The 11754-nt window shown below is 71.2% G+C and carries 11 protein-coding genes, 1 tRNA gene and 1 pseudogene; 4 read left to right on the forward strand and 9 right to left on the reverse strand.

Translation table 11 applies throughout. From position 1 onward, the window contains the following. The first annotated feature begins 21 nt into the window (after positions 1-21). Together ACFYZL_RS26580 and ACFYZL_RS26585 are read left to right on the forward strand one after the other, a co-directional pair. Positions 22-429 (forward strand): ectoine synthase, encoded by a 408-nt coding sequence (locus ACFYZL_RS26580; RefSeq protein ID WP_384745056.1) that lies wholly within the window; start codon positions 22-24, stop codon positions 427-429. Positions 430-467: 38 nt separating this feature from the next. After that, positions 468-1198: pseudogene (locus ACFYZL_RS26585) on the forward strand (phytanoyl-CoA dioxygenase family protein). A 136-nt stretch (positions 1199-1334) separates the two neighbouring features. Here the strand turns inward: ACFYZL_RS26585 and ACFYZL_RS26590 are convergent. The 5 genes from ACFYZL_RS26590 to ACFYZL_RS26610 are packed head-to-tail and all read right to left on the reverse strand — an operon-like array spanning position 1335 to position 5829. Further along, a complete protein-coding gene (locus tag ACFYZL_RS26590; RefSeq protein WP_388682433.1) occupies positions 1335-2024 on the reverse strand; it encodes an ABC transporter ATP-binding protein in 690 nt (229 codons plus the stop codon). A 14-nt stretch (positions 2025-2038) separates the two neighbouring features. Next, positions 2039-2800 (reverse strand): ABC transporter ATP-binding protein, encoded by a 762-nt coding sequence (locus tag ACFYZL_RS26595; protein ID WP_388682377.1) that lies wholly within the window; start codon positions 2798-2800, stop codon positions 2039-2041. Then, a complete protein-coding gene (locus tag ACFYZL_RS26600; RefSeq protein WP_388682379.1) occupies positions 2797-3774 on the reverse strand; it encodes a branched-chain amino acid ABC transporter permease in 978 nt (325 codons plus the stop codon). The genes ACFYZL_RS26595 and ACFYZL_RS26600 overlap by 4 nt, the downstream gene beginning before the upstream one ends. Then, positions 3771-4649, reverse strand: a complete 879-nt coding sequence (locus tag ACFYZL_RS26605) for a branched-chain amino acid ABC transporter permease (RefSeq protein WP_388682381.1) — start codon at positions 4647-4649, stop codon at positions 3771-3773. The genes ACFYZL_RS26600 and ACFYZL_RS26605 overlap by 4 nt, the downstream gene beginning before the upstream one ends. 1 nt (position 4650) lies before the next feature. Then, positions 4651-5829, reverse strand: coding sequence for an ABC transporter substrate-binding protein (locus ACFYZL_RS26610; protein WP_388682382.1), 1179 nt, complete (start codon positions 5827-5829; stop codon positions 4651-4653). Between the two features lie 293 nt (positions 5830-6122). On the opposite strand from ACFYZL_RS26610, the gene ACFYZL_RS26615 reads away from it, so the two are divergent. Further along, positions 6123-7766, forward strand: coding sequence for a carboxylesterase/lipase family protein (locus ACFYZL_RS26615; RefSeq protein ID WP_388682384.1), 1644 nt, complete (start codon positions 6123-6125; stop codon positions 7764-7766). A 24-nt stretch (positions 7767-7790) separates the two neighbouring features. Here the strand turns inward: ACFYZL_RS26615 and ACFYZL_RS26620 are convergent, their stop codons facing one another. The 4 genes from ACFYZL_RS26620 to ACFYZL_RS26635 form a co-directional block, all read right to left on the reverse strand. Continuing rightward, a complete protein-coding gene (locus ACFYZL_RS26620; RefSeq protein ID WP_388682386.1) occupies positions 7791-8936 on the reverse strand; it encodes an isocitrate/isopropylmalate family dehydrogenase in 1146 nt (381 codons plus the stop codon). A 4-nt stretch (positions 8937-8940) separates the two neighbouring features. Beyond that, on the reverse strand, positions 8941-9111 hold the full coding sequence (locus ACFYZL_RS26625; protein ID WP_388682387.1) for a hypothetical protein: 171 nt from the start codon (positions 9109-9111) through the stop codon (positions 8941-8943). Between the two features lie 193 nt (positions 9112-9304). Beyond that, positions 9305-9811 (reverse strand): ATP-binding protein, encoded by a 507-nt coding sequence (locus tag ACFYZL_RS26630; protein ID WP_388682388.1) that lies wholly within the window; start codon positions 9809-9811, stop codon positions 9305-9307. Between the two features lie 234 nt (positions 9812-10045). Next, positions 10046-11569: a GMC family oxidoreductase gene (locus ACFYZL_RS26635; RefSeq protein WP_388682389.1), complete on the reverse strand. Its 1524-nt coding sequence runs from the start codon at positions 11567-11569 to the stop codon at positions 10046-10048. Between the two features lie 91 nt (positions 11570-11660). Between ACFYZL_RS26635 and ACFYZL_RS26640 the strand changes: the two genes are divergently transcribed. Further along, positions 11661-11735 (forward strand) — tRNA-Trp (locus tag ACFYZL_RS26640). Positions 11736-11754: the final 19 nt, after the last annotated feature.

Consider the following 11754-nt stretch of genomic DNA (forward strand, 5'->3'; position numbering starts at 1 on the left):
GACACCACGAAGGGCACCACCATGATCGTCCGATCGTTCCGGGACATCGAGGGAACCGAACGCCACGTCAAGGCGGCGTCCGGCACCTGGGAGAGCAAGCGCATCGTCCTGGCCAGGGAACGCGTCGGATTCTCCCTGCACGAGACCGTCCTGTACGCCGGCACCGAGACGTCCATGTGGTACGCGAACCACGTGGAGGCCGTGGTGTGCACGGAGGGCGAGGCCGAACTCACGGACGAGGAGACGGGCCGGACGTACACGATCACGCCGGGAACCATGTACCTCCTGGACGGTCACGAGCGGCACACCCTGCGCGTGCAGCGGGACTTCCGCTGCCTGTGCGTCTTCAACCCGCCCGTGACCGGCCGGGAGGACCACGACGAGAACGGCGTGTACCCCCTGCTCACCGAGTCCGACCACGGCTGCTGACGTACCCGATCGCACTGAGAGGAGAGGCAGGCACCACCATGGCCCACGCATCCACCCGCACGGTGAACGACCTCTATCCGACCCGGGGCTCCCAGGAGGTGCTCACCGGCCGCTCGGACCCCGTCGTCTGGTCCGAGCCCGGCACACCCGGCCCGATGTGGGCGCACGAGCTGCAGAGTTACGAGCGCGACGGCTTCCTGCCCGTCGACGAACTGCTCACGCCCGACGAGGTGGAGGTCTACCGGACCGAGATGGACCGGCTGCTGCGTGATCCCTCGACGCTGGCGGACGACCGGTCGATCGTGGAGCCGAAATCCCGGGAAGTCCGCTCCGTCTTCGAGGTCCATCGGATCAGCGAGGTGTTCGCGGGCCTCGCCGCCGATCCGCGCGTCGTGGGACGCGCGCGACAGATCCTGGGCTCCGAGGTGTACGTGCACCAGTCCCGGATCAACGTGAAGCCCGGTTTCGGGGCGAGCGGGTTTCTACTGGCAAGTCCCTCCGGATGCAGGACGCCGGCACCCCGTCGGACGAGGCGCTGACCAAGTTCGCCTCGGCCTGCGGCATCAAGCTGTTCACCGGCAGGGCGGGCTCGGCCACCTGGTTCGACTGCAACGCGATGCACGGATCGGGCGACAACATCACGCCGTACCCGCGCAGCAACGTGTTCCTCGTCTTCAACAGCGTCGAGAACCGCCCGGCGAAGCCCTTCGCCGCACCGGTGCGCCGGCCCGGATACATCGCCTCGCGGGACTTCACTCCCGTGGGCTGAAGCGACCGACCGGCCCGGCCGCCAGGCTCCTGGCGGCCGGGGCTCCGGACAGGCCGGGGCGCAGGGGCCGGCGGGCGGGTTCGAGCGCGAAGGCACCCGGCGCGATCCTGCCGCCCGGGTGCCTCCGCCGCATCCGTCAGTCGACGCCCAGCAGACGCCTCCGGTCTTCGGGACTGGCGCGGAACTCCGCACAGGCCGCCTCGTGGACGATGCGGCCCTTCTGCATGACCGCCACGTTCCGGGCGACGGAGAAGGCGAGCCCGAGGTTCTGTTCGACGAGGACCACCGACATGCCCTGCGCGCTCACCTCGCGGATGACGTCGCCCACCTGGTCGACGATGACGGGGGCGAGGCCGTCGGACGGTTCGTCCAGGAGCAGGAGGCGGGGATTGCCCAGCAGGGCGCGGGCGATCGCCAGCATCTGCTGCTCTCCGCCGGAGAGCTGGTCGCCCCGGTGCCCGAGCCGCTCCCCCAGCCTCGGGAGCAGGTCGAGGACGCGGGCCCGTGTCCACGGGCCCCGGGCCGGACGCCTGGCGGCGATCGCCAAGTGGTCGGCCACGGTCAGCGGCGCGAAGACCCGACGCCCCTGCGGGACGACACCGACCCCGGCCCGGGCGATCACGTCGACGCGGGATCCGGCGATCTCCCGTCCGCCGAGGGTGACGCTGCCTGCGTACGGCCTGACGAAACCCATGACCGTCGAGATCAGGGTGGTCTTCCCGACCCCGTTGCGGCCGAGGAGCGCGAGGACCTCTCCTTCGCCGACGTTGAGGTCGACACCGCCCAGGACCACGCCGCCGGCGTACCCGGAGCTCAGACCGCGCATGCCGAAGAACGGGTTCACGAGGTGACCCCCGTCGTGCCGAGGTACGCGTCCTGGACCTCGCCGGAGGACCGTACTTCGTCCGGGGAGCCGGTTTTCAGGTGTCTGCCGAGGTGCATGACCGTCACCGTGTCGGCGAGCCCGAAGACCATGTCGAGGTCGTGTTCGATCAGCAGGACCGTCACTTCATCGGGAAGGGCGGCGATGAGCTCGGTCAGTCGTGCCGTCTCCGCCGGGGACATCCCGGCGGCCGGCTCGTCCAGCAGCAGCAGCCGGGGTTCGGTGGCCAGGGCGACCGCGACCTCCAGCTGGCGCCGTTCGCCGTGGGACAGGGCGGCTGCCCTGACGTCGTGCCGGGTGGGCAGACCCACCCGTTCGAGCAGTGTCCGCGCCTGCTCGATCGCCGCCGTCCTGCCCCTCACGCTCCGCCATCCGCCGAAACCACGACCGGCCCTTCGCAACACGGCGAGCAGGACGTTCTCCAGCACGGTCTCCCGCATGAAGAGGCTGGAGTGCTGGAACGTCGTTGCGACGCCGAGCCCGACCCGGCGCTCCACGGACAGCCGGGTCACGTCCTGCCCGTCGACGAGGATGGTCCCGCCCGTCGTGGCGAGTGTTCCCGAAATCAGGCCGAACAGCGTCGACTTGCCCGCGCCGTTCGGGCCGATGATCGCGTGCCGGGCGCTCCGGCGGACGGTGAGATCGACCTCGTCCAGGGCCCGGAAGGAGCCGAAGTGCCGGGACACCCGGCGCAGTTCCAGTAGGTCGTGTGCTGTCACGCCGTCCTCTTCCGGGTCAGCTGGGGCGGGAGCCGTACGCCGGCCAGCCCTCGGGGCAGCGCGTAGACGGCGACGACGAAGAACAGTCCGAGCAGCAGAGGACCACGTCCGGCCACGGCCCCGAGGTTTCCGAGCCAGTCGCGGGTGAGCCAGACGAGCGCGGCTCCCGCGCAGGCCCCCCACATCGAGCCGGAGCCGCCCGTGACGACGGCGAGGAGGGCCAGGGCGGCGATCTCGAACCCCGCGTCGCCGGGCGAGACGAACCTCTGCACCGACACCCACAGGCCGCCGGCGACCCCGGCCAGCGCTCCGGCCCCGCAGTAGACGGCGAGGGCGTACCGCCGGGTGGGGTAGCCGATCGCGCTCATGCGGCGCTCGTTGTCGCGGATTCCGCGCAGGGCGAGGGCGAACGGTGTGGAGCCCAGGAGGGAGACGGCCGCGAACAGCACGACGAACGCGCCCAGGACGTAGAAGTAGACCAGCCCGTCGAGTTCGAGCGCGGCCATGCCCGGCAGCGGTACGACGGGCGGGATGCCGGACAGCCCGTCGGTGCCGTTCGTCAGCGACTTCCAGTTGACGGCGGCGCTGTGGCCGATCTCCCCCATGGCGAGCGTCAGCATCAGGAACGCCACTCCCCTGGCCCGCACCGCCAACCATCCGGTGGGCACGGCCACCAGCGCGGCGACCACGGCCGCGATGAGCAGTTGGAGTGGCCCGACATCGGTGAGCCGTGTGGCGACGATGGCCGCCGTGTAGGCACCGACGCCGAAGTAGGCCGTCTGGCCCAGCGTCGGCAGACCCGTCAGGCCGGTGAGCAGGTTCACGCTGATCGCGAGGAGCGCGAACACCAGGACGCGCGAAAGGGTGCCGATGGCGTACGGGCCGAGGACGAAGGGGGCCGCCACGAGCCCGAGGACGACGGCGGTCATGGAGATCCGCCGTGCGGTGGTTCCGTCGGATCGGGTCCGGCTCATGCGCGCACCCCCGACGGGACGAGGCCGTGCGGGCGGACGACGAGCACGACCAGCATGGTGCCGAAGAGCAGGAAGGGGGCGTACTCGGGGAGCAGCGCCACCCCGAGCGTCTGCACCTGGCCGATGAGGAGCGCGCCGGCGAGCGCGCCGCGCACGGATCCGAGACCGCCCACGACCACGACGACGAGGGAGAGTACGAGGACGGTCTCGTCGACACCGGGGCCCGGACCCAGGATCGGCGCCCCCAGGACACCGCCGACCACGGCCAGGGCCGCGCCGAGAGCGAAGACCCCGTAGAGCACCTTGCGGACGTCCACGCCCAGCGCACGGACCATGTCCCGGTCCGCGACGGTGGCCCGTACGAGCGCTCCGAGCGAGCTGCGCTCGAACAGGAGGTGGACGAGGGCGGCGAGGGCGGCCGCGACGCCGATGAACACGAGCCGGTAGACCGGGTAGGCGTGGCCGAGGAGTTCCACCGTCCCTCGGAGCGACGTCGGCGGGTCGGTGGGCAGCACCTCGCCGCCGAAGGCGGCGGCGAGGAGGTCGGCGACGATGAAGGTGATGCCGAGCGTCAGCACGGCCTGGTCGAGATGCCCGCGCCGGGCCAGTGGCGCGGTCAGGAACGTGAGCGTCGCTCCGCCCAGGGTGCCGACCAGGGCGCCGGCGGCCAGCGCGAGGAGCAGGCCGCCGATGCTCCCGTCGGACAGGGCGTAGGCGAGGTAGGCCCCGGCCAGGTAGAGCGTGCCGTGGGCCAGGTTGAGCACGTCCATCATGCCGAAGACCAGGGAGAGGCCGACCGCGATCGTGAACAGCAGCAGACCGAAGGCGACCCCGTCGACGACGCTGACGAAGTTGCCGTCCAACCATCCGTACATGTCAGCCGCCCAGCCGGACGAGTTCGGAGTCGACGGTGTTGGTCCCCTGCCTGACCTCGCGCAGGTACCAGGGCTGTACGGGCGTGCCGCCGGTGTTGAACCGCCAGGTGCCGCGCGGGCTGTCGATGTCGCCCACCCCGCGGATGGCGGCGTTGACCGTCTCCGAGGTCACCGTGTCACCGGCCGCCTCGATCGCCCGGTCGAGCACCTGCGCCGCGTCCCATGACGCCATCGCGTACGTGGTCGGGGTGGCGCCGTAGGCGGACGTGTAGGCCGGGGCGAACTGCTTGTTGGCCGCGTTGTCCAGGTCCGCGCTGTAGTTGAGTGCGGTGAGGATGCCGTCGGCGGCCTCGCCCTGCCCCTTGAGCACGCCGCCCTCGGTGAGGAAGCCGGGCGCGTAGAGCGGGATCTTGCCCGCCAGGCCGAAGTCCCGGTACTGCTTGACGAAGTCGACGGCCGCGCCTCCGGCGTAGAAGCAGAAGACGGCCTTCGCTCCGGAGCGCTCGATCTGCGCGAGGTACGGCTGGAAGTTCTTGGTCCCTGGGAACGGTGTGTAGACCTCCTCGCCGGCGATCTTGCCGCCCGCCGGGAGGAAGGTGGATTTGAAGCCCTCCACCTCGTCCTTGCCCGCCTGGTATCCCGCGGCGATCAGGAAGACGGGGCCGCCGGCCTTGTCCGCGACGTGCTTGCCGAGCGCCTTGCCGGGTTCGTCGTTGACGTACGAGGTGCGCCAGACGTACGTGGTCCCGGTCAGGGTCGTGGGCGAGGCGTTCGAGCCGACGAGCGGCACCTTGCTGCTCTCGAAGAGGTCCTTGACCCCGTTGATGGTGGCCGAGCTGACCACGCCGCTGACCGCCAGCACCCGGTCCTGCTTGACCAGTTTCTCCGCCGCCGCCTTGCCCGAGTCGGCCGTCTCGCCCTCGTCCGCGACGACGATCTCCACCTTGCGGCCTCCGAGCTTGCCGCCGTGCTGTTCGACGTACAGCTCGAAGCCCTGCTTCATGTCGTCACCCAGCGCCTTGTAGGTGCCCGACTGCGGGACGAGGAGCCCGATCTTCACGGGTCCGCTCCGCTTGTCGCCGTCGTCCTTCCCGAGGCTGGCACCACCACATGCCGTGGCCAGGAAGAGGGCTGCCGTCGTCACGGCGATCAGACCAACGGGACGATTTCGACCTGCCATGGAAACTCCGAACGTTGTCAACCGGCCTCGGAGGGCCGGATGTTGCTGATGGGGCCGCCGAAGCGAGAACCGCTGCCCGGGCGAACACGCCGGCCGCCCGACAGGGAAACGGAGGTGACACGTGTCTATCGTGCAGTTGCGACGACCGTCAAGAGTTCTCTATATGACAGGAGTCGAGGGAGTCGCGCCTCTTGACCGCGAGCGCGGGCATGTCGTAACACTGACCCTCGTCAAAAGTACGCAATGCCGCTATGCCGAGTGACGGCTCTTGATCAGTCAGGGAGTGAATCACCATGACCGACGATCCAACGCGACGCAAAATCCTCAGGACGGGCGGGATGCTGGCCGGCGCCGCTCTGCTCTCCGGTGCGCCGGGCGGGGGCACGGCCCAGGCAGCCACGGGCGCGGCCGCGTCCTCGCCCGCGGCGGAAGGGCCCGTGGTGGAGGCGCCCGCGGGCCGCCTGCGCGGCAGCGTCGAAGGGGGACTCTACGTCTTCAAGGGCGTGCCCTACGCCGCGCCGCCCGTCGGCGCCCTTCGATGGCGGCCGGCCCAACCCCATCCCGGCTGGCAGGGGACGCGTGATGCCACCGCCTTCGGGCCGAGCGCACCGCAGCCCTACCGGGAGGGCGGGGACCAGGTGCTCGGCACGCACGGCTCACCCCCCTTCGACGAGGACTGCCTCACGCTCAACGTCTGGGCACCCCGGGCCGGCGGCGACAAGCGGCCGGTGATGGTGTGGATCCACGGGGGCGGCTTCATCTCCGGATCCGGCTCGCTGCCCAACTATTCCGGCGAGACCTTCGCGCTGGGCGGCGACCTCGTCGTCGTGACGATCAACTACCGCCTCGGTCCTCTGGGTTACCTGTACTTCGGGGAGGACGGCGCGGACGGGAACTTCTGGCTCACCGACCAACTCGCGGCCCTGGAATGGGTACGGGACAACATCGCCGCGTTCGGCGGGGACCCGGAGAACGTCACCGTCGCGGGACAGTCCGGTGGCGCACTGTCGGTCGCGGCATTGGCCGGCGCCCGGACCAAGGGCCGCCCACTGTTCCGGCGCGCGATCCTGCAGAGCCCACCGCTCGGGCTGAAGATCCCCACCCGCGCCGAGTCCCTGCGGCGCACCGCGACCTTCCTGGACATCGTCGGGGCGAAGGACCTGGCGGAACTGCGGACCGTACCCTGGCCGCGCCTGGTCGCCGCCACCTTCGAGATGTTCGGGCGAACCGGGCAGTGGGGGTACTGGTCGACCCCGTTCCTGCCGGTGCTCGACGGGGTCACCCTGGACCGCCACCCGGCCGACCTGCTGGTCAGTGGCGTGGGGGCGGACATCGAGGTACTCATCGGCTGGACGAGGGAGGAGGCGAACTTCGCCTTCGCGCTCAGCGAGCCGTACGCCTCGACGACCAGGGAACAGGTGCTCGCCAGGGCCCGGGACACCTTCGGGAACCGGGCCGCGCAGGCCTACACCGCCTACGAGGAGGCACGGCCGGGCGCCCGTCCGCTCGACGTGCTCATGGATCTGATCACGGACGACCTGTTCCGCATGCCCTGCGTGGCGCTGGCCGAACGACGGGCTGCCCGCGGGCGGCCGGTCTGGGCGTACCAGTTCAACCTCCCGACGCCCGCCCACGAGGGTCGACTCGCGGCCGCGCACTGCCTGGAGCTGCCGTTCGTGTTCGGCAACTTCGACAAGTGGTCGGGGGCACCCTTCCTGGCGGGGCTGTCCCCCAGGATCCGCGACGGTCTCGCCGCGGCCGTGCACGCCTCGTGGATCTCCTTCATCCGCACCGGCGACCCCAACCAGCACCCCATGCCTCGGTGGGAGCGCTACGGCCGGGAGTCCCGCACGACGATGACCCTCGATTCGGTGACCACCGCCACCGAGGACATCGCCGGCTACTGGCGCCGCCTCCACCATCCGGCGGTGCCGTAGCCGACGGCCGGCGCGGGCGCCCCGTCAGAACTCTCGAAGGACGGCGGCGGTGAATTCGGCGGTGGAGGCGCTGCCGCCGAGGTCACGCGTGCGCACCAGGGTGGTGGCCAGGACGCGTGCGATGGCGTCGGTGATGTCGGCCGCGGCCCGCGGGTGGCCGAGGTGGTCGAGCATCATGGCGCCGGACCAGATCGCGCCGATCGGATTGGCGACGCCCTGCCCGGCGATGTCGGGTGCCGATCCGTGGACCGGCTCGAACATGGACGGGTACTCGCCCTCCGGGTTGAGGTTGGCGGACGGAGCGATGCCGATTCCGCCGGCCACCGCCGCCGCCAGGTCGCTGAGGATGTCCCCGAAGAGGTTGGACGCGACGACGACGTCGAAGCGCGTGGGGTCGAGGACGAGGGCTCCCGCCCGTGTCGACAGGTCCGCCCAGGATTCCGTCACCACCGCCAGTCCGACGCCCCCGAGCACCAGGGGCAGGAAGGCGATGCGGTGTTCGGTCTCGACCGCGATGTGGACGTCGACGCCCCGGGCCTTCAGGTCGTCGACGTACGCGCGGATCCCGGTCCCCCGCTGCCCGACGATCAGCCGCTGCCCCGCGAGCTGTTCGCGTCGGACTGCCCGGCCGGCCTTGAACGGGCCCGCCTTCGGGGCCACCAGGACGAGCCTCTGCGATCCGGCGGGGTGCCGGACGACGTCCGAGTCCGGTAGTGGTGACGAGGTGGTCAGCAGTCCGAGTTCGCAGCGTCCCGTGCGCACCATCTCGACCACGTCCTCACGGGTGAGGGCCACGCGCAGGCTGAGCGTCACCGCCGGATGGCGCTCGGTGAAGCGCCGGACCATCGTGCCGAGGGGTTCGACGGCGGGTGACGCCATCGCCGCGATCTCCAGGCGTCCACCGCGCAGTTCCCGGACGGCGCCGACGCCGGCCCTGGCCAGCTCCAGGGCGCGCAGGGCTTCGCGCGCGAGCGGAACCAGTGCGGCGCCGGCCTCGGTGAGGACGGCCCTCCTGCCGATCCGGTGGAACAGGCTGCTGCCCGCATCGCGTTCCAGGACCCGGATGGCCTGCGACAGCGACGGCTGGGACACGTAGAGTGCCGCGGCCGCGCGGTTGAAGCCTCCGTGGTCGACGATGGCGAGGAAGTACGTCAGGTGCCGGAAGTCCACGGCTTCAGCGGCTTCCGTGGTCGAAGTGGAGGTGGGTGCGGACCACGGTGTCGATGGATTCCGATGGGTGGCCGAGGGCGGTGCCGTCCGTCCGCAGGGCCCCTGCGACGGGCACGGCGACTTCCGCCTCCACCACCTTGTGCATCACCGTCGTACCGAGGTGCCACACCGTCATTCGACCCTCCATTCGATGATCGATCGAAGAATATTGACGATCGACATAATTACGCAATCGCTTGAGCCCGCCCCAGCCCAGATCCCGGTCCGGAAGGACGCACTGGATGGGTTTCACTCAGGACCGCACCGCGGCCGTCGTGAACACCCCTCCTCGCACCACGGTCGAGGCCGGGGATTCTCGTGACGGAACGTCACGCGCAAGGAATGCGGACCCGCACGACCTTGCCGAACTCGGCCCGGACCACCATCAGTCGACCACCGGCCTCACCCACCAGGAAGTTCACGATCAAGAGGCCGCGGCCGCTCTCCGCATCCATGCCGACCTCCGGATCGACGTTCGGCCCGACACACGGCAGACAGGGATCGCCATCGGCGACCTCCAGCCACAACCGGCCGCCGTGGAGCGCGACGGTGACGCACACCCGGTCCGCCGCACGACCTCCCGCGTGTCGGACGGCGTTGGACAGCAGTTCCGTCGCGACGAGCAGCAGCACCTCGATGCGCTCGGGGGCGACGCCCCACCCTCCGAGCGCGTGGCGCATGGAGGCCCGCACCCGGGGAACCCCGGAAGTCACCGCCTTCATCGCCCAGCAGGCGAGGCGGCGACCCGGAGGTGGAGCGAGAGGCGCCGCAGGGGCGGGCACCGCACGACCGGGACGGGCGGACGGAGCGGTCACGGGCGGCGTGGGAACGAGCATGAGGACTCCCCGGCAAGTAGGCGACGCACACCGCGAGTTCTCGTGCGACCTCACGGCCACACCATCCGGCTTCTTGCACAGACTGTGTTGCGCGTGATGGTGTTACACGTGTAACAGAGCTTAGGGCGAGCCCCTTGAGCACGCAAGGCATTTCGGACATTCGTCAGAAACCACAAAGGCCGGGGACACCGACACCGTGTACGGGGAACGGCGTCGGCACAGGGGGCCGGTGCGTCAGCCGTTCGCCGGCGCCGCCGGCCGGCCCCGGAGCAGTGCCGCGATGCGCTCGGCGAGCATGAGCGTCGGCAGGTGGGTGTTCGCCGACGGCACGTCCGGCATGATCGAGGCGTCGACCACCCACAGGCCGTCCACTCCGTGCACCCGGCCGGTCGGATCGACGACCGCGCCGGCCTCCGGGTCGGGGCCCATCGCGCAGGTGCCGACCGGATGGTGGTAGGTCCACACGTGGTCGCGGACGAATCGTTCGACGACCGCGTCACCGTCCTCGTCCGGCGCGCTCACCATGCCGGCGGAGAGGGGGTCGAGCGGCTTCGCACGTGCCGCGCGCCACGCGCGACGTGCCGCCTCCACCAGCCGGGGCAGGTCGGCGGGGTGCGAGAAGTAGCCGAGGTCGACGCGTGGCGCCGCGAGGGGGTCCGGTGAGCGCAGCCACACCCGGCCCCGCGATCGCGGTGTGAGCAGCGCACCGCCGACGAAGTACGTGGCGCCGGTCGCGGCGCCCGTGTTGTCGAACGGGCCGCCGACGATCAGTTGCAGGTCCGGGGGCTCTCGGTGTGCGTCGGCGCGCGCGCTGTGCAGGGTGGCGACGAGTTGGAAGGGACGCGGCGGGCGCCCCGCCCCCGCGTGGGCGACGTCGACGGAAACCGCCGGGTGATCGGCGAGATCGCGTCCCACGCCCGGCAGATCGAGCACCGGCTCGATGCCCAGCGCACGGAGTTCGTCGGCCGGGCCGAGCCCCGAGCGCAACAGGACCGGCGGGGTGCAGTAGGTGCCGGCCGAGACGACCACGCGCTCGCCGAACACGTTCTCGCCGTCCGCCAGGCGCACTCCGGCCGCGCGCCCGCGGTCGAGGATCACGCGGTCGACCGGCGCCTCGCCCCGTACGGTCAGGTTGGGCCTGGCCCGGGCGACCGCCAGGTACGTCGATGCCGCGCCCAGACGTTCCCCCGCGACCTCGTTGACGGGGAGCGGCCCCACCCCCACGGCACCCGGGGCGTTGTGATCGGCGATCTCCGGTACCCCGGTCGAGGCGATCGCCGCCTGCCCGGCGGAGGCGATGTCGCTGCGGTCCCCGCCCGTGTACCGGCGGACGGGAATCGGCCCGTGGCCGCCGTGATACGGCTCGTGGCCGAAGTCCAGGTCGTTCTCGATCGCGACGAACCAGGGCAGTACGTCGTCCCAGCCCCAACCGGGGTTCCCCCGTGCCGCCCAGGCGTCGTAGTCGTACGGCGAACCGCGCAGCGCGAAGGCGGCATTGGTGGTCGACGAGCCGCCGATCACCTTCCCGCGCGGCAGGGCGAGCGCCCTGCCGACCCTGCCCGGTTCGCTCGAAAATCCCCAGTCGTGCGTGGCCGTGTGCGGTCCGGAGCCGTCCCGCAGGGCCGGCGGCAGCTCCACGTAGTCCGGCCCGGCCTCCAGCAGCAGCACCCGCGTCGAGGAGTCCTCGCTCAGCCGCGCCGCGAGGACGCATCCGGCGGCCCCGCCGCCCACGATCACCAGGTCGTACCCGTCGACCATGCCTCGACGGTACGCCCGGGGGAGGTGGGCGGAAAGTGCGGGCCCGGTTCTCTGCCCGGGGCGCGGGTGATGCGTAGGATTCCCGGCGGGCGGGGCCGTAGCGCAGAGGTCGACGCGCGCGGTCTCCAAAATCGCGAGGACGCCGGTTCGAATCCGGCCGGACCCGCCCGCCTGCCCGCCATGCC

This window comes from Streptomyces sp. NPDC001717 (assembly GCF_042892775.1).
Classification (GTDB): Bacteria; Actinomycetota; Actinomycetes; order Streptomycetales; family Streptomycetaceae; genus Streptomyces.